This window comes from Pseudoflavonifractor sp. An85 (genome assembly GCF_002161235.1).
Taxonomy (GTDB): Bacteria; Bacillota; Clostridia; order Oscillospirales; family Oscillospiraceae; genus Enterenecus.
In genome coordinates this window covers 1-18,152 of record NZ_NFHE01000040.1, presented here as the reverse complement: position 1 = coordinate 18,152, position 18,152 = coordinate 1, and the positions used below count along the sequence as shown (strand labels likewise).

17 protein-coding genes are annotated in these 18,152 nt (G+C 58.8%); 6 read left to right on the top strand and 11 right to left on the bottom strand.

What is annotated here, in order from left to right:
- Nucleotides 1-149: 149 nt before the first annotated feature.
- From B5G37_RS13015 to B5G37_RS13005, 3 genes are all read right to left on the bottom strand, one after another.
- Entirely contained in the window at nucleotides 150-392 is a 243-nt protein-coding gene (locus B5G37_RS13015; RefSeq protein WP_087258428.1) for a TIGR03905 family TSCPD domain-containing protein, read from the bottom strand.
- 38 nt (nucleotides 393-430) lie between these two features.
- Nucleotides 431-1,231 carry a homocysteine S-methyltransferase family protein gene (locus B5G37_RS13010; protein WP_087258425.1) on the bottom strand — a complete coding sequence of 267 codons (801 nt, stop codon included), beginning with the start codon at nucleotides 1,229-1,231 and terminating at the stop codon, nucleotides 431-433.
- A gap of 66 nt (nucleotides 1,232-1,297) precedes the next feature.
- A complete protein-coding gene (locus B5G37_RS13005; protein ID WP_087258422.1) occupies nucleotides 1,298-2,152 on the bottom strand; it encodes a pyridoxamine kinase in 855 nt (284 codons plus the stop codon).
- A gap of 132 nt (nucleotides 2,153-2,284) precedes the next feature.
- On the opposite strand from B5G37_RS13005, the gene B5G37_RS13000 reads away from it, so the two are divergent.
- Entirely contained in the window at nucleotides 2,285-3,343 is a 1,059-nt protein-coding gene (locus B5G37_RS13000) for a DUF3048 domain-containing protein (RefSeq protein WP_087258419.1), read from the top strand.
- 43 nt (nucleotides 3,344-3,386) lie between these two features.
- On the opposite strand, the gene B5G37_RS12995 is transcribed toward B5G37_RS13000, so the two are convergent.
- Entirely contained in the window at nucleotides 3,387-5,648 is a 2,262-nt protein-coding gene (locus tag B5G37_RS12995; protein ID WP_087258416.1) for a HAMP domain-containing sensor histidine kinase, read from the bottom strand.
- On the bottom strand, nucleotides 5,645-6,343 hold the full coding sequence (locus tag B5G37_RS12990; protein ID WP_087258413.1) for a response regulator transcription factor: 699 nt from the start codon (nucleotides 6,341-6,343) through the stop codon (nucleotides 5,645-5,647). Before B5G37_RS12990 ends, B5G37_RS12995 begins: the two co-directional genes overlap by 4 nt.
- A gap of 229 nt (nucleotides 6,344-6,572) precedes the next feature.
- Here B5G37_RS12990 and rfbA point away from each other — a divergent pair, with 229 nt between their 5' ends.
- Nucleotides 6,573-7,430: a glucose-1-phosphate thymidylyltransferase RfbA gene (rfbA, locus tag B5G37_RS12985; protein ID WP_087258409.1), complete on the top strand. Its 858-nt coding sequence runs from the start codon at nucleotides 6,573-6,575 to the stop codon at nucleotides 7,428-7,430.
- 52 nt (nucleotides 7,431-7,482) lie between these two features.
- On the opposite strand, the gene B5G37_RS12980 is transcribed toward rfbA, so the two are convergent.
- The gene (locus B5G37_RS12980; protein ID WP_087258405.1) at nucleotides 7,483-8,358 is read right to left on the bottom strand and encodes a MurR/RpiR family transcriptional regulator; all 876 of its coding nucleotides are present in this window, start codon (nucleotides 8,356-8,358) and stop codon (nucleotides 7,483-7,485) included.
- A 300-nt stretch (nucleotides 8,359-8,658) separates the two neighbouring features.
- Here B5G37_RS12980 and murQ point away from each other — a divergent pair, with 300 nt between their 5' ends.
- The 4 genes from murQ to B5G37_RS12960 all read left to right on the top strand — a co-directional run bounded on the left by murQ (nucleotide 8,659) and on the right by B5G37_RS12960 (nucleotide 13,029).
- Nucleotides 8,659-9,558 (top strand): N-acetylmuramic acid 6-phosphate etherase, encoded by a 900-nt coding sequence (gene murQ / locus B5G37_RS12975; protein WP_343229715.1) that lies wholly within the window; start codon nucleotides 8,659-8,661, stop codon nucleotides 9,556-9,558.
- Between the two features lie 90 nt (nucleotides 9,559-9,648).
- Nucleotides 9,649-11,097 (top strand): PTS transporter subunit EIIC, encoded by a 1,449-nt coding sequence (locus B5G37_RS12970; RefSeq protein WP_087258400.1) that lies wholly within the window; start codon nucleotides 9,649-9,651, stop codon nucleotides 11,095-11,097.
- Complete coding sequence (locus B5G37_RS12965) at nucleotides 11,090-12,139, top strand: MupG family TIM beta-alpha barrel fold protein (protein ID WP_087258397.1); 1,050 nt, start codon at nucleotides 11,090-11,092, stop codon at nucleotides 12,137-12,139. Before B5G37_RS12970 ends, B5G37_RS12965 begins: the two co-directional genes overlap by 8 nt.
- Nucleotides 12,140-12,192: 53 nt before the next feature.
- Complete coding sequence (locus B5G37_RS12960) at nucleotides 12,193-13,029, top strand: HAD family hydrolase (RefSeq protein WP_087258395.1); 837 nt, start codon at nucleotides 12,193-12,195, stop codon at nucleotides 13,027-13,029.
- Nucleotides 13,030-13,065: 36 nt separating this feature from the next.
- On the opposite strand, the gene B5G37_RS12955 is transcribed toward B5G37_RS12960, so the two are convergent.
- The 5 genes from B5G37_RS12955 to B5G37_RS15260 all read right to left on the bottom strand — a co-directional run.
- Nucleotides 13,066-13,836 carry a polysaccharide deacetylase family protein gene (locus tag B5G37_RS12955; protein WP_087258392.1) on the bottom strand — a complete coding sequence of 257 codons (771 nt, stop codon included), beginning with the start codon at nucleotides 13,834-13,836 and terminating at the stop codon, nucleotides 13,066-13,068.
- Between the two features lie 107 nt (nucleotides 13,837-13,943).
- On the bottom strand, nucleotides 13,944-15,257 hold the full coding sequence (locus B5G37_RS12950) for an alpha-amylase family glycosyl hydrolase (protein WP_087258390.1): 1,314 nt from the start codon (nucleotides 15,255-15,257) through the stop codon (nucleotides 13,944-13,946).
- 149 nt (nucleotides 15,258-15,406) lie between these two features.
- Nucleotides 15,407-16,630, bottom strand: coding sequence for an MFS transporter (locus tag B5G37_RS12945; RefSeq protein ID WP_087258387.1), 1,224 nt, complete (start codon nucleotides 16,628-16,630; stop codon nucleotides 15,407-15,409).
- Nucleotides 16,590-17,441: a zinc dependent phospholipase C family protein gene (locus tag B5G37_RS12940; protein ID WP_087258384.1), complete on the bottom strand. Its 852-nt coding sequence runs from the start codon at nucleotides 17,439-17,441 to the stop codon at nucleotides 16,590-16,592. The genes B5G37_RS12945 and B5G37_RS12940 overlap by 41 nt, the downstream gene beginning before the upstream one ends.
- 135 nt (nucleotides 17,442-17,576) lie before the next feature.
- On the bottom strand, nucleotides 17,577-18,152 hold a 576-nt coding region (locus B5G37_RS15260), incomplete at its 5' end, for a hypothetical protein (protein WP_158099425.1).

The following is an 18,152-nucleotide window of genomic DNA, read 5'->3' as shown; positions in this document are numbered from 1 at the left end:
GACGCCGATGGAGAAGCACGAGCTGTATCTCGCTGCATAAAAAGCGGCCAGCAGCACATAGGCTACTGGCCGGGAAAACTTTATATTTTTTCACTGTCCTCTTGACGGGGAGCAGTTCATGACGTCGATGGGCGGTAATATTTGGCGATTTAACCCTGTTTCAGAGCCTGAGCCAGCTGATCGGGGCAAGAGGTGGGCTTCATGCCGCAGTGGATGCCCTCCATGCGGGCAATGGCGTCTTCCCGCTTCATGCCCACCAACAGGGACGAAATGCCCTGGAGGTTGCCGTTGCAGCCGCCCACCACGCGGACAGCCTGGATCACATCGTTGTCCAGATCAATTTCCATCTCCCGGGAGCACACGCCCCGGGGAATGTAATGAATGGTCTTCATAGTCATATTCTCCTTTCTCCTGCATAGGCTTGTCTGGGTCACAGAACAATGAGCCCGTAGCGATTGCTGAGGATGTTCAGCTCCTGTTTGTCCAGGTCTCCGGTGCCGTCGTAAAATGCCCGGCCCTGATAGTACCGCAGGGCCTGCTCCAGCAGTTCCGGCACATCCGACCACAGACACAGCGCCTTGTTCACCGCATACTGGTGCTGGGCGAAGATGTCCACGTCGTCCTGTTCCAGAATGGAGATCTTCACCGCTCCCACGGGGTCGTCCTCGGCCTGGATGATATCCTCCAGCAGTTTGGGGGTACACTCCAGCTCCTCTCCCACGTCCACCGTGCGGGTGACGAAACACGGTGCGGTTCCCGTGGCGCAGGGAATCACATCCGGATCCTTTTCCCGCACCACGTAGGGGTAGGTCACCACGTCACCGCCCGATACATAAAACAGGGGGACGCTGGCGTATTCCTTCAGCTCGCCCAGTAGCTCCAAAGCCAGCTCTTTGGGACAGTTGAGGCCGAACGCAGCCGCGCCCATCCCCTCTGCCACAAACAGGGCGGCCAGCATCTGCACCCGAGTGACGGACTCCCCATCTTCGTTGCAGGCCCAAGACACCCACACCGGCCCGTAGCTCAACTCCCGGGCGGCCAACAGCGCAGCCCGGCACTCTGCCATGCCGATCATACAGTTGATATGGACAGCTCCCTGCCCCGGTCCCAGCTTTTCCCGGTACATCTCCACCAGCTGGTCAAATTCCGCCTCGCCGGCAGGGGCAATATCCAGGCCCAGGGGGCCAAGACGCCGCTGAAATATGGGAACCGCTGCATCCATGAATTCCATGTCGTACTCCTTCACATGTGTTACACAAAATGGTTGTTTGCAGGTTGTTTCTAAGAGCGTAGTATATCAAATTCTGTCGTCCATGGCAAGCCCGTCCCCCAACAAAAGGGGAAGCAGGGGTTCAAACAAAACCCCTTCCCGCACATCGCTGCCCATGGCGGCGGTGTAGCTGGCGCAGCGGCTGATGAAGTGGGCCGCGCGACCTACAGCGCGCTCCAGGCTCTCCCCCATCACCAGCCCGCCGGTGAGCACCGCGGAAAACAAATCGCCGGTGCCCGGGTAGTCTCCCGGGGCCCGCACCGCCACAGTGGTGCCCGCTTGCCCCGTGGTGCGGTCAAACCACGCCGCGCCGGTGTATCCCTCCTCAGGGGTCACTCCGGTGACCACCACCGAGCGTTCCCCCTGCTGGGACAGCTCTAAAGCCACATCGGCGCCTTTGGCGCCCAGCAAGGCGTCGGGCGCCAGCCCCAGCAAAATGGCCGCCTCGGTGAGGTTGGGGGTGATGACGTGGGCATGGGTGCACAGCTGGGCCATAGCCTGGGCCATCTCCTGGGTCATGGAGGAGTACAGCTTGCCGTGGTCCCCCAGTACCGGGTCCACCACTACCTGGGCCTGGGGCGCGGCCAGACACTCCACCGCCTGGATGGCCTGCTGAATCTGCTCCACGCTGGCCATATAGCCGGTGTATATGCCGTCAAAGCTCAGCCCCAACCGCTGCCAATGCTCCAGGGTTCCCTCCACCTGTCCAGTGAGGTCCGTGCGGGCCACCGGCCCAAAGCCGCCGGTATGGGTGGAGAGCACCGTGCCGGGTAGCGGGCAAGCCTGTACCCCCATCACCGACAACACCGGCAAAATCACCGCCAGCGAACACCGTCCAAAACAGGACAGGTCGTGGATGGCCGCCACCTTTCGCATTTCCATTCCCCCCGCACACTTGTTTTCCTCTCATTATACCGTTCCCTACCCCCTGTGACAACGTGATTTCTTTACAAACATACACATTCTTGCTATACTGAAAAAAGCAAAAAACGACAGATTTAAAGGAGGATTTCCATGAAACGTCTTGCCAGTCTTGTTGCAGCCGGTGCCATGCTCCTCACTCTGTGTGCCTGCTCCGGCTCAGCCCAGCCCTCGGATTCCCCCACGCCGGAGCCTACTCCCACGGTGGAACCCACTCCCACCCCGCCGTTGTACACCAATCCCCTCACCGGTGAGGCCACCGACACGGACCTCAGTGGGCAAAAACCGGTGACCGTGGTGATGAACAACATCAAGGTGGCCATGCCTCAGCAGGGCAATTCCACCGCCGACATCATCTACGAAGCCGTGGCCGAGGGCGGCATCACCCGCATGCTGGCCGTGTACCAGGACCCCGCCGACTTGACCACCATCGGCTCGGTGCGCTCGGCCCGGGACTGCTTCTTGGACCTGGCCCTGGGCCATGACGGCGTGTTTGTCCATGCTGGCGGCAGCCACTATGTCTACGACACCATTGCCCAGCTGGGGGTCAACGACGTGGACGGAGTGAAGGGCAAAAACGCCTCGGGTATTTTCTACCGGGACCCCAACCGTACCCCTGGTGTGAAGTACGCCATTGAGCACACCATGATGGCCGACGGGGCCGCCCTGGTGGAAAACCTCACTGCCAAGGGCATCATGGGCCCACACTCCGACGGGTACGTCTATGAGATGGACTTCACCGCCGACGGAACCCCCAAGGACGGCCAGAGCGCCAACACCATCACTGCCACCTTCTCCAGCTACAAAAACACGGTGTTCCGCTATGACGCCACCTCCAAGGTCTACAAGGTGGAGCAGTACGGGGAGGCCTTTATTGACGGCAACGACGGCAGCCAAATCACCACCACCAACGTGTTGGTGCTGCAAACCAACTATTCCGCCATGGATGACGGATATTACAGCGACGTGAAACTCACCTCCGGCTCAGGTTACTTCGCCTGCGGCGGAAAAATGATCCCCATCACCTGGGAGAAGGGGGATCACTACGACCAGCTGCGCTACTACACCCAGGACGGACAGCCCCTGACTCTGGGGGTGGGCAAGAGCTTTGTGTGCATCGTCCCCGCCTCGCAGCCTGTGGTGGCGGAGTAAAAAAAGAACTGGAAGGCCAGATTTTTGGCCTTCCAGTTCTTTTTTAACCTTTTATTTCCGCCAGCTCCTCGGAGGGAACCAGGGGCAGAGTCACCATGGCTTTGAACAGATCTCCGTCAATCTCCACGGCAAAGGTGCCGTGCTGCAGCTCGGTCATGGACTGAGCGATGGACAGGCCCAAGCCGCTGCCGTCGGTAGAACGGGATTCATCCCCTCGGACAAACCGCTCCATGAGCCGCTCCACCGGCACGTTCAGCGCCTCCCGGGAGATGTTTTTCAGGGCCAAGGTGGCATACTTGTCGTCGTAGTGCAGGTCCAGATACACCCGGGACCCTTCCAGGGCGTATTTGGCGCAGTTGGACAGCAAATTGTCCAGCACCCGCCACAGTCTGCGGCCATCCGCCCACACCCACACCGGGTGATCGGGCAAGGTGCGCACCACCGACAGCCCCGCGGCTTGCAGCCGCTCCTCATACTCGCCCAAGGCCTGGTCTGCCATTTCCGCCATGTCCAGCCGCCCCAGTTCCACCGACAGAACGCCAGTGGACGCCTTGGACGCCTCCACCAAGTCCTCGGTGAGCTTTTTCAGGCGGTTGCTCTTGCGCTCCAAAATGTTGAGGTACTCCTCCACCCGCTCGTTGGGAATGGGCTCTTTTTTCAGCAGATCCACATAGTTGATGATGGAGGTCAAGGGGGTTTTCAGATCGTGGGAGACGTTGGTAATCAGCTCCGCTTTGAAGTGCTCGCTGCGCATCTGCTCGGCCACCGCCTCGGAGATAGATTTACCCAAATTATTCAGCTGCTGGGCGTGTTCCTGAAGGTCATGGGGCATCTTCCGGCAGGAAATCTGCACATCCAGGTTGCCTTTCAGCAACTCACTGGTGGAACGGCGAATCTGCTTCCAGCAGTGGGCCCAGCTGCACAGGTACACCACCAGGGCCACACTGAGCACCAGCCAGAGGAGCACTGCATCGTTGAGCAGCAGCCCCATAGATAACAACATATACACACAACCTCCCATGGCCACCCGCCACACCAGCGGAATCGCTCGACGCATCCGCAACCACATAGACCATGCCCAGGAGCACAGCCGCCATAGCAACGTATTGGTGAGCAGCGTGTGGCTCTTCACCCGGGCGCTCACCGTCATCAGCAGCACAATGGCCAGCACCGACAGAGCCGCCATACCGCACCCTGCCATAGCCATCTGAATTCCAATGTGCATGCCGGAATAGGGAATGTAGAACACAATTCCTTCCACCAGCCAGCTGACGGGATAACAACCCAATAGGATGACACCCGCTAATATAAACTCGCCTGAAATTCGGTGGAACCAGTTGAGCCGAACCTCCTCGCTCTTTCTGCTGTATCCAGCGGCCAAACACAGATACACCAGCATCCATACCCCCAGGGCCACAAACACAAAGGTTCCAACCCCCAGAAGCACATTGTGCTCCTTCCACCAGGTCAGTCCGTTGTACACTTTTTCGTACTTATCCCCGATGTCGCTCAAGGGGGTGTTCACCCACAGCACCAGATCCAGGGCCACCGAGCCCTCCGTCCAGCCGCTCTCCATGTTTTGCGTCCAGCCGCCTTCATCCAAATTATACTGGTAGCCAAAGGCGTTGGGGCTGATCACGTTCTCCACCGAGGGTGCATAGAGAAACACGCCAAAATTGGTGGCAATGCGCAGCAAGTCCCCGCTTCCATCCTCATCCAGGTACACCGCATACCGATCCACACCTCCGCTGGGGTCCTCCCAGTAGCGGTTCACTGCGTCACTGAGCTCTCTGGCCCACTGCTTGGACTGCACCACTTGGCTGCTCTTGGGTGGATTGCGGATGGTATCCACTGCATCCGCCCACACCGTGCTCAACTCGTTGCGCACATCCATGGTGAGGTTGGACACATAATACTCACCCCAATACATTCCTTGGGGCTGCGTCGGCCGCGCTTCCATCCAGTTGCCGTAGAGCACGTTGCCCTCCGGATCCATGAGCTGCCAGCGCAAATTGGTATTTTCCTTGGCGTACTTCTCTTTTAAATCGCTTAAGGACTGTTGGTCGTAGCTGTTCAGAGCCCCGTTTTCCTGCTCCAAATAGTACAGATCCACCAAATAGCTGATGTTGCCTGCATCCTGCTGCTGCATATACCGAATGGTATACCCTTCCGCTGCGGAAGACTGGCCCCAAATCACATCCACGTTGGCCAGTTGATAGCAGCCCAGCATAGCCGCGGTGGCAAAACTCACCACTGCTACGACAAACGCCAGCCCTTTGAGTATGGAATTTTGCCGTGCTCTCATTCCATCTTCTCCATCTTATACCCCAGTCCCCACACCACTTTCAGATAGCAGGGGTTGGCTGGGTCAATTTCAATCTTCTCCCGCAAATGCCGGATATGTACCGCCACCGTGCCCTCCGAGCCCAGCACAGGGTCATTCCACACCAGCTGGTAAATCTGAGCCGTGGAGTACACTCGTCCCGGATTCTTCATGAGCAGATGGAGAATGTTGAACTCAATGGGGGTGAGGTTGATGGTCTCCCCGTCCATACGCACCGTTTTAGCCGCATCGTCCAGCACCAGGGCGCCGTTGCGCAGCACCCCCTGCTCCTCCACGTTGCTCTTGCCGCCCAGCGTGGTATAGCGGCGCAGCTGGCTTTTCACACGGGCCAACACCTCAATGGGGTTGAAGGGCTTGGTAATGTAGTCATCCGCCCCGATGTTCAACCCCAGCACCTTGTCGCTGTCCTCACCCTTGGCAGTGAGGAGGATGATGGGAATGTTCCCCTGCTCTCGCATCTGAGCCGTGGCACGAATGCCATCCATCTTGGGCATCATCACGTCCATGAGCACCAGGTCAATGCCCCCTGCTTCCACTGCCTCCAACGCTTCCTGACCGTTGTAGGCCTCCACTGTCTGGTATCCTTCGCTGGTGAGATAAATCTTCAAAGCAGACACAATGTCATGGTCATCATCACAAATCAGAATTTTATACACGCGCGTCTCCTCCCGACCATAATTCATCATGTCTATATACTACCAACCTTACCCTTAAGTTGCAACCACTGAGAGTCTTAAGATATGATTAACACATGCTGGAAAAAATTCTTCCTCCCCACGCCTTTTCCCGTTCATTGACTTTTTGTCCTGGATTGTATATACTGTGTTCGTCTCTTGCGACACAATTCGCCGGATTCTTTTTCATCCGGCCTGGAGGTATGAAGTTATGAAGGGTATCATTTTGGCTGCCGGACGGGGCACCCGTCTCTATCCTATGACCCGTCCTGTATGCAAGCCGCTGCTGCCGGTCTATGACAAGCCGCTGATTTATTATCCTCTGTCCGTGCTGATGCAGGCCGGCATTCGTGAGGTGCTGGTCATCGTTCCCCCCGGAGAGGTGGACACCTTTGCCGCACTGCTGGGGGATGGCTCCCAGCTGGGCATGAACATCCAATACACCGTGCAGCCCGTAGCCCGGGGCATCGCCGACGCGCTGCTCATCGGCCGTGAGTTTGTAAACGGCGACGACGTGTGCCTGGTGCTGGGCGACAACATCTTCTGGTCCCCCAACTTCCAGCAGCTGCTGAAGCAGGCCGTGGCCAACAACCAGGGCGCCACCGTGTTCGGCTGCTATGTGGACGACCCCCGCCCCTTTGGCGTGGTGGAATTCGACCAGGACGGCAAGGCCATCTCCATTGAGGAAAAGCCCCAGAACCCCAAGTCCAACTACATCGTCCCCGGTTTGTACGTCTACGACGGACAGGCCATGGACATTGCCGCCAACCTCACCCCCTCTGCCCGAGGTGAGTTGGAGATCACCGATGTGAATTTGGAGTATCTCCACCGGAACCAGTTGCAGGTGGTTCCCATGGAGGAGAACTACGTCTGGCTGGACGCCGGCAATGCAAACAGCATGCTCCAGGCCGCCCAGACCATCCACGACTTGCAGGCCAACCAGCAGCAGTATGTGGGTGTTATCGAGCAACTTGCCTACCAGGAGGGTTGGATCTCCCACGACCAGCTCCACCAACTGGGTGAGGAGCTGTCCATGACCGAGTACGGCCAGCACCTGTTGTCTCTGTAAAAAGCAACCGCAAAGCCCCCTTTGACCGCATGGTCAAAGGGGGCTTTTTTATTTATAGGGGCTCATCCGTGGAAGGCGGGCGCAAATTCCCCGGCTTGCGAATGTGGGTTTTGGACAGGCGCTCCAGCATATAATCATACTCCTCGTTGGCAAAGGCGGTGTAGAGGATGTCGATGATGTTCAGCTGGGATATCCGGGAAGACATGGCCCCGCTGCGAAATACCGACTCGTTGGCGGCAGTATACAGCTTGTAGTCCGCCAGCTGAGACACCGGGGAGTTGACGCAGCGGGTAATGGCAATGATGGGGGTGCCATTTTCCTTCATGGCCTTCATACACTCCACCATTTCCACCGTCTCCCCGGAATAGGAGATGACAATGCCCAAGTCGTCCGGAGAGGCATTCTTCGCCTGCAAATACTGGGAATGCCAATCGTCGTTGACGATACACGGCTTATTCAGCCGCAAAAACTTCAAATAGGCATCCCGGGCGGCACATAACGACGCCCCAATGCCAAACAGCAGCACCGCCCGACACTGGCTGATAAGGTCCACACACTTGGCCAAGGTCTCCCCGTCCAACAGGTTTTTAGTATCCTCCAGGGACATAATGTTTTTGTAGGTGATCTTCTCGATGATCTCATCCAGGCTGTCCTCCCGGCTGATCTCCTTTTGCTCCTCCTCCTGGCTCTGCTTGCGCACCGCCATCTCGTAGGTCACACAGCGGCGAAACTCCTTAAAGCCATCAAAGCCAATGCGCCGACACATGCGCACAATGGTGGAGGGGGAGGAAAAGCTGCGCTCGGCCATCTCATGGATGGAAAGTTCCATGGCCTCCTGGGGATGGGCCAGCAGATAGTCCGCCACCGCTCGCTCCGTCTCACTCAGCGAATCCCGGCTCTCCCGCAGCCGCAACAGGGCACTTTTCAAGGCAATTCCCTCCTTTTTGCTCAGTTTATCAAACAATATTTCATCCGTCAACCGTTCAGGCCAAACTTTCTTTCATTTGTTGTGCATATCACACAAATACCATTTCTACCTCATGTATTTATTTCACATCCACAACAATCCCATGGAGTTTTATGTCAATGCATGAAACTTTATGCCATAGCATTCCGAAATAATTGACACTTTGCAACCAAATGATTAGGATAGGGGCGAACTGAGAAATCTCATGGAGGAAAGCCGGAATCAATCCCCTATTTCTGTCCATAGAAAAAGGAGACGTACATGATGAAGTTAAACTTGGACGCCATGACCACGGAAACCCGCAACCCCGCAACCATGGACCTGGACACCATGAGCCCTCTGGAAATCGTCACTGCCATGAATCGGGAGGATGCCAAGGTGCCCCAGGCCATCCAGCCGGTGCTGCCCGCCATCGCCCAGGCGGTGACCTGGGCCATTGAGGCTCTGGAACAGGGTGGACGGGTGTTTTACCTGGGCGCAGGCACCAGTGGCCGCCTGGGCGTACTGGATGCCGCCGAGTGCCCCCCCACCTTCGGCGTGTCCCCCGATGTAATCGTGGGCCTCATCGCCGGCGGCGAGCAGGCCTTCACCAAGGCCATCGAGGGTGCCGAGGACAGCCGTGAGCTGGGCCGCAGCGATTTGGAGCAGCGCAACCTCACCGCCCACGATCTGGTCATTGGCATTGCCGCCAGTGGCCGCACCCCCTATGTGCTGGGGGCCCTGGACTACGCCAACTCCCTGGGCTGCCACACCGTGGCCATCTCCTGCAACCAGGGCTCTGCCATCGGGCAGGCCGCCCAGCTGGCCATTGAAGTGGTGGTGGGCCCCGAGGTACTCACCGGCTCCACCCGTCTGAAGGCTGGCACCGCCCAGAAGCTGGTGCTGAACATGATCTCCACTGCCACCATGGTGGGGGTGGGCAAGGCCTACCACAACCTGATGGTGGACGTGATGCAGACCAACGAGAAACTCCAGGTTCGTGCCCAGAAGATCGTCATGGAGGCCACCGGTGTGGATCAGGAGACCGCCAAGGAGGCCATCGCCCAGGCAGACGGACACGCCAAGACCGCCATCACCATGATTCTGGCCCAGTGCTCCGCCGAAGAGGCCCGTGCTCGCCTGGAAAAGGCCCGGGGCCACGTGCGGCAGGCCATTTTGTAATCCCAACTTGTCACATCCAGCCTGCGGGCTGTTGTGTACTCCGCCCTGTGCGGAGCAACCGGAACTCAATGAAAAAAGGAGAGGTGTACCATGACCAATCAGGAACTTTCCCTCAAAATCCTGGAACTGGTAGGCGGTAAGGAAAACGTCGTCACCGCCGCCAACTGCATGACCCGTCTGCGCATTCAACTCAAAGACTCGTCCAAGGCCGACATCCCCGCTTTGAAACAGACCCCCGGGGTGCTGGGTGTGGTGGAGGACGCCACCCTCCAGGTCATTCTGGGCCCTGGCAAGGCCAAGAAAGTCTGTGACATCTTTGTGGTGGATGCCCAGGTACAAACCGGAGACAGTGCCGACTCTGCCCAGGCCATGAGCACAGATAATGACTGGCAGACCAACAAGGCCGCTATGAAGGCCGGGCAGAAGGACAACGCCCTCAAGCGTGGCCTGCGCACCATCGCCAACATCTTCATTCCCATGATTCCCGCCATCATCGCCGCTGGCCTGTTCAATGGCCTGTCCAGCTTGATGGGCCAGATCTGGCCGGATCAGATCGCCTCTGCCACCGGTCCCATCTACATTCTCAGCCAGCTGTTCTCCCTGTTCGGCGGCGCCTTCCTGAGCTACTTCGCCATCTACACCGGTATCAACGCCGCCAAGGTCTTTGGCGCCACTCCCGCTCTGGGCGGCATCATCGGCGGCGCCTCCATTGGCGCTCAGATCGTCACCATTTCCACTGCCCTGGGCCTGTATAACGCAGAAGTGCCCCTGAACTCCGTGCTCACCACCGGTAAGGGCGGCATCATCGGCGTCGTCATCGGCGTGTGGATTCTGGCCCACGTGGAGAAGTTCGTGCGCAAGCACGTGCCCGACGTGCTGGACCTCATTGTCACCCCCCTGATCTCCATCCTGGTGGTGGGTTCTCTGTACGTGTTCGTGCTCATGCCCGTCACCGGTTTCCTCTCTGACGGTCTTGTGGCTGCCCTGAACGTCCTCATCGCCTCCACCAACCCCGTGGTGAGCATCATCACCGGCTTTATCATGTCCGCCGTGTTCCTGCCCATGGTGCTGTTGGGCCTCCACCACGGCCTCATCCCCATCTACTCCATCCAGCTGGAAGCCATGGGCGGCGTGACCCTGTTCCCCTGTCTGGCCATGGCTGGCGCCGGTCAGGTGGGTGCTGCTCTGGCCATTCTGCTCAAGGCCAAGAAGGTGAAGAACCTGCGCATGGAGCAGACCATCATCGGCGCCCTGCCTGCCGGTCTGCTGGGCGTGGGTGAGCCCCTCATCTACGGCGTCACCCTCCCCCTGGGCAAGCCCTTCATCACCGCCGGTCTGGGCGCTGGCTTCGGCGGAGCCTTCGCCATGCTCATGGGCGTGCAGGCCATCGCCTGGGGCCCCTCCGGCCTGGTGGCCATCCCCCTGATGCGCACCCCCATGATGATGCTGTGGTTCTTCCTGGGCCTGGTCATCGCCTACATCATGGGCTTCATCATCACTTGGTTCGGCATCAAGGCAGAGGACATCGCCAATGCGTAACCAACTGGGATTCTCCGCCTATCTCTCCTCCTTCGAGACGCAGCGGGAAACCTTGGCCGCCCACGCCCAACCCGGAACCCCCATCTTTCTGTCGTTACACATCAGCGAGGAATTTTCCCCAGACTATGTGGCAAAGGTGCGGGAGATGTGCGCCTTCCTGGTGGAGCTGGGATACCGCATCGTCGCTGACGTATCGGTGAAAACCGTAGCTCAATTTGGCCAGCCGGACTTGGTCCGGCTGGCCCGTGAGCTGGGTGTGTGGGCCCTGCGGGTGGACTACGGTTTTTCCGTGGAGGAGATCGCCGCTCTGGCTGCTCACCTGCCTGTGGTGCTCAACGCCTCCACCACCACCCCCGAGGATGCCCGTCGCATCGCCTCCGCGGGCGAGCTGGTGATGGCCATGCACAACTTCTATCCCCGCCCTGAGACGGGGCTGGACCCGGACTTCTTCCGTGCCTCCACCCAGGCGCTGCAACAGGCAGGCTTGAAGGTGCTGGCCTTCATTCCAGGAGACACCCTGCTGCGTGGCCCCCTCCACCTGGGACTGCCCACCCTGGAACACCACCGCAACCTGCCCCCCTCCGTGGCCTTTGCGGAACTGGCCATTTCATATGGGGTGGACGGTATTTTTCTGGCAGACCCGGGTATCTCAGAGGACGAGCTGGCCCGCATCCGTCGGCTGTGCGAGGACGGGGTGCTGGAAATCCCCACCCAGCTGGACGAGATGGGACAGAACCTGTACCACCGGGTGTTCACCTGCCGTCCGGACTCCCCCGCCTGGATGGTGCGCTTTGCCGAGTCTCGGGAATACTCCTGCTTTGGAACACAAATCCACCCCTGGAACTGTGTGGAACGAAGACTCGGCTCCATCACCGTTGACAACCAGACCTATGGCCGTTATTCTGGAGAGGTACAGATGCTTCGTGGAGATTTTCCCGCCGACCCTCGGGTCAATGTGGTGGGGCACGTCGCTGCCCCCTACCTGCCCTTGGCGTTGTGCGTCAAACGCGGTGCATCCTTTTCCTTGACACCCTGGTCATAAGCCCTCTTTCCAGGGCTTATGACCTTTTGTCTGTTTCGAAGGAGGTCATACCAATGGATATTCGTCTCTTAGCCATGGATTTGGATGGCACATCCCTGCAAGAAGACCATCTCAGCTTCACCCCTCGGCTGCGGCAGGCCCTGCTGGAGGCCCACCAGCAAGGAGTCATCATTGTGCCCAACACCGGACGGCAGCACAATTTTCTCCCCCCCGCGGTGAAAACCAGAGCCCCCTGGGAGAACCTGTGTGTGCTGTGCAACGGCGGTGAGATTCGCCGTATTGCCACCGGCGAGCTGCTGAAAAGCCACTACATTCCCTCGGACTTGGCCGCTGAGGTGGTGAAGTTGGCACAGAAATACGATGTAGCTGTGGAACTGTCCATTCAAGGACACCTCCACATGAGTCGGGACAGCCGCCAGAAGGAGGAGAAACTGCGCCATATGCTGGCCTTCCACCTGGACCACATTCTGCCCACCTACGGGGTCATCGTGGACAACCTGTCCCACACCCTGGCCTCTCCCGAGACGCACATCGAGAAAATCAACCTGGTGCTTCCCACCGACTTCTCTGACCAGGCTCTCACCGCCGACCTCTCCCGTCTGCCCCTGTCCCCCTGCCATTCCGGCCCCTTCACCATCGAGGTCACCCACCAGGAGGCCACCAAAGGAAATGGCCTGTTGGATGTCTGCGCCCTGCTGGACATCGACCCCGCCCAGGCCATGGCCATTGGCGACAACGGCAACGACGTGTCCATGCTGCAGGCCGCTGGATTTTCCGTGGCCATGGGCAACGCCGAGCCCCACATCCAGGCTGCCGCCAAAGCCGTCACCCTGCCCTTCGACCAGGATGGCGCAGCTCTGGCTGTGGAACGTTACATCCTTCATAAATAAGTACAGAGGGAGCCGAACGCATCGGCTCCCTCTTTGTTATGTCACCGGACACTGTCGTCCGGCATGGTCGATGGTATAGTCCTCCCCGTACTCTCCCTCCACCAGCAGCTGGGAGATGGGCACGAAGGTGTACCCGTCCTGGAGCAGGGTCTCAATGATGGAAGGCAGCGCCTCAGGGGTGTGCAGAGCGGCGTTGTGAAACAGCACAATGCTCCCCGGCCCCACCCGGCTGGTGACCCGCTGGGTGATCTCGGTGGCCGTGATATCCATCCAGTCGTGGCTGTCCACATCCCACTGCACCGGCTGAATGCCCATGCTGCGCACGGTGGTGATCACATGGTCGTCATACTCCCCATAGGGGCAGCGAAACAGGGTGGGGAACTCCCCGGTGATGGCCTCAATCTTCTCCCCGCAAGTGGTGAGGTCCTCCTCAATCTCCTGGGCGGTGAGGCTGTTGAAGTGGGCGTGGTCGTTGGAATGGCTCATGATCTCATGACCCGCCTCGTGGAGGGCCTGCACCGATTCCGGATATTTGTCCACCCACTCCCCTACCACAAAAAAGGTGGCCTTCACCTGATACTTGGCCAGAATATCAATGAGGGTCTGGGTGTCCTCATTGCCCCAGGCCGCATCAAAAGACAGGGACACCACCGGATAGTCCGCCTGCACGCAGTATACCGGCAGCTGCCGGGTGGTGCCCGATGCCCCCACCACCTTGGGGTCCCCCACCAGGTACAACATAGCCGCTGCCACCAGTGCCACCCCGATTCCCGCCAAAATCCGGCGGTGTACCACCCAAATTTTCATGGGTCACTCCCCTTTCCACTCCTGGTTCATCCCAGTGTATGGAACTTCTCTCGAAAACAGAACCGCCCCGGGTTCCTTTCAACGAACCCGGGGCGGTATTCATCTTTTTATCGTTCCATCTTCCAGAAGAAGGCGCCGTGGGGCGGCAGCTGGCTTCCCCCGCCAAAGTCGTGGAGCTGGCCGGTGATGAGGTCGATGGCCTGGCCGCATCCGGCGTCAAAGTGGGCAGTGTAGGGCTGATCGTCGGCGTTGATGGCCACCAATACCCGCTCCCCGTCACAGGCCCGCTCAAAGATGATCTGCCGGTTGGTGAGCACCACGTTGCGGTATCCGCCGTAGCACAAAGCCTTGCTCTCCCGCTTGGCCACCGCCAGCTTAGAGATCCAGTCGGTGAGGTCGTTCCACTCCGGCTGTTCCAGGGCTGGACGCAGAGGGGCGTCTCCCCAGGGCTCTTTTCGCCCCTCCATGCCCCATTCGCTGCCGTAGTACACCGCCGGAACGCCGGGCATGCCAAACATCAGGGCGTAGGCGGGGGCCAGGTGCCGCATATCGGTGAGCTGGCTGGCAATGCGGGTCACGTCGTGGTTATCCAGGAAGGAGAGCAGATGGGCCCCCTTGTACAGGGTCCAGGGTTCGGGGCCAAACTGACGGGCCAGAGAGTGGCCAATTTCAAACAGGTTCATGGAGTTGAAGCTGGACCACAGGCCCTTGTAGCACTCGTAATTGGTCACCGAGTGGCACATATCCGGGGCCATCCACTGCTTGTAGTCCCCGTGGAGGGTCTCACCCATGAGGACAAAGTCCGGTTTCAGAGAGGAGGTGAACTCCCGCAGGCGGCGCAGATAGTGCTGGGGCAGGCAGTAGGCCACGTCCAGGCGCAGGCCGTCGATGTCGAACTGCTCCACCCAGGCCCGAATGGCGGCAAACTGGTGATCCACCACCGCGGGGTTGTCCAGGTTCAGCTTCACCAGCTCGTTGTGACCTTCCCAGCCCTCATACCAAAAGCCGTCGTTGTAGTTGGTGTTGCCGTTGAAGTCGATGCGGAACCAGTCTTTATAGGGGCTGTCCCATCGCTTTTCCTGCACATCCCGGAAGGCCCAGAAGCCCCGGCCCACGTGGTTAAACACCCCGTCCAGCATCACCCGGATGCCCGCCTGGTGGAAGGCCTGACACGCCTGAGCCAAGTCCTCATTGCTGCCCAGACGGCAGTCCACAGTGAAATAGTCCCGGGTGTCGTAGCCGTGGCGGTCACTGTCAAACACCGGATTCAGGAGCACTGTGTCCGCTCCCAGCTTTTTGATATGCTCCACCCAGTCCAGCAGCCGCAGAATCCGGCTTTTCTGGATGCCGTCGTTGTCCTCCGGCGCCCCACACAGGCCCAGAGGGTAAATCTGATAGATCACTGCCTGGTCAAACCACATATGGTCCTTCCTCCGTCTTCTCTGCCCTTCGGCAAGTATTCTTCTGATATTATACCCGTCCCCACGCCCCAGGTCAATCGGAACCAGATGAAAAAAGCCCCGCTCTCACCGCGATACGTCCATGAGAGAGGGACTTTTCTCGTATTTTGTCACATTTTTACTGGAATTTTCATGGATTTCCGCAACAGCCACAGGCCCAGAGGGAACAGCAGCGCCAAGGCCACCACGCCAGCCCGGGAGGTGGAGAAAATCTGAGTGGCTACTCCCAGCACTACCGCGCCGAAAAAGGACGCACCTTTGCCGAAAATGTCATAAAACCCGAAGTAGGCCCCGGACTTTTCCGCTGGGATGATGCGGGCGAAGTAGGACCGGGACAGGGCCTGAATGGCCCCCTGGAACACCGCCACACACACCGCCAAAAACCAGAACTCCCAAGCCTTATCCAGCTGCAACGCAAATACCGCAATGAAAAAGTACCCGGCAATGCAGATTTGCAGCAGGGACTCCGTGGCAAACTTTCCCGCCAAACGACCAAACAAAATGGCAAAGGGAAAAGCCACCACCTGGGTCAGCAGCAGGGCCAGCACCAGATCTGTGTCTCCAATGCCCACATCCTTGCCGTAGGAGGTGGCCATTTCGATGATGGTGAACACCCCGTCGATGTAGAAAAAGTAGGCCAGGAGGTAGAGGCGGATTTTCTTATGCTGGATGATCTCCCGCACCACCTGTCCCAGCTCCCGCATGCCCGCCAACTCGCCGGTGTTGCGGTGGGTCTGACGGTAGCGGCCGTAGAGGGGTACGGACAGAACTGCCCACCACACTGCGGTGATGAGAAAGGCCAGGATGATGGCCCGCATGGTACCGATTCCCGTTTGCTCGGCGGTGAGCACCAGCACAAGGCAGGCCACAAAGGGGATACAGGAGCCCAGATAGCCCCAGGCGTAGCCGGTGGAGGAAACCATATCCACCCGCTCGGCAGTGGTCACGTCGGGGAGCATGGAGTCATAGAACACCAGGCTGGTGGAAAAGAACACCTTTGCCACCACGAAAACGGCTAAAAAGATGAGCCAAGTGGGAGAAAATCCCAACAAAGCACAGGTGATGGCGCCGCCCACCACAAACAGGGCGTACAACCCTCGCTTCCACCCCCGCTTATCCGCCAGGTTGCCCAAGGTGGGCCCCAACAGGGCGGCCAGCAAGGTGCTGATGGCCACGGCGTAACTCCACCAGGCGGTGGAGTTGTAGTCTGCCACTCCAGCTGCGGAGGTGAGATTTTTAAAGTAGATGGGCATGATGGTGGACACCATCAACACAAAGGCGCTGTTGCCCACATCATACAGTGCCCAGCTGCGCTCCAACGGCGTCAATTTCATAGTGCATGTCCACCTCCTCTCCATCAAAGCTGGCATCAAAGCGGCGGGAAAGGGGCTGTTTGCCCTCCATGGCCTGGAAAAATCCTTGGATTTCCTCCACGGTGGGGGCCACCTCGTCCATCATCTTCTTTCTCAGCTCTGCCACAGCCCAGGCCAAATCTGGATTTAAGATGGGTTCCACCAACACCCCCAGGTCCGCCTGCTTCATCCCTGCCAGGGACAGCACCCCCTTGATGGATCGGCGCAACAGGTTGTTTTTCCACCGGGTAAAGGGCACGTATTTTTTCATGGCCCGGAACGCTCCGTCCACTTGCTTCTCCGTCAGTCCCTGGTAAAAAGGCGCTGCCGCCTGGGTCAGCTCCTCTCCCGGCCAAAGATAGGCCACCAAATCCGGGCGGTACAGATCCACCCCCCGCTCCAACAGCAAGGTGGAGTCCAACTCCGTCTCCACTTGGAGATGGCCAATCCCATGGCGGGCCAACTCCCCCTCAATGTAGGGGTGACAGGCGGTATCTAGCATATAGTGGCAGATGCACCCCGCCACATAGCTGGCTCTTTGGGGTGTTCCCTCCCGGCGTAGCAGCTGCATGGCCGGGGCAAAGAACGCCCGCCCCGACTCCTGGTGGATCTCCGATCCCCGTTGACGCACCGGATTATGCTTCACCAGGGGACGGTAGTAAAACAGCGGGTCCGGTCCTTGCAGCCCCGCCAAATAACAGTGCTTGTGCTTCCACACCGCATCGCGCAACTGCTCCGGCATGGCCTCGATGACGAGGCGCCCAAAGCAGAGATGGGTATAGTGTGATGGCATGGTGTCTCCTCCCTCACAGTATCATGGTTTCGTTCATCTTCCAGTGTGCCGAAATTTGTGTGGAATTTCAAGGCCTGTTGTGTAAAGTTTGAGTAAAACCATCCAGGGAGCCGATTTCCCGGCTCCCTGGATGATTCATCGACTCAACTGGATATTTTTGTCGTTTACCTTGGCTGTGGGCACATACATGGGGTTTCCGTTTTTATCGTAGCCGGTCAAGCGCACCAATCCTGCCGCTTTCAGCCTCTGGGCGTCCGCCACACTCACCTCACCATATTGGGGGATGGAGACCAATTTGGCCGTGGAGCTAAACTTGCCGCTGGAGGTCGTGGTGGTGGTGGAAGATTTACTACTGCTGCTGCCTCCACTGCTGCTACTGCGCGCGGCAGCGGCCGCTTTCTGGCGGTAATACTGGAGCATGGCATTGATGTACTCCTGGGAATACCCCGAGGCGGCGATGAGGGAGGAGGAGGGCATGACCCCTGCCTGCAAGATGCCGTCCACCTGGGCCTGTGCCATCTCCTGCTTCTGCTTTTGCAGGGCCTGCTGCTGCTCCTGCTCGTAGCGCTTCTGCTCCTGCTCGTCCAGATATTTCTGGTACTCGTCGTTGTTGACATCCTGGAGGTTGCCGAGGTAGCTTTGCAGCTTGTTGTAGTTGTCCAGATACTGCTGGTAGGCAAATTCCTTGTCCCCGTTGTACTGGCCCAGCTT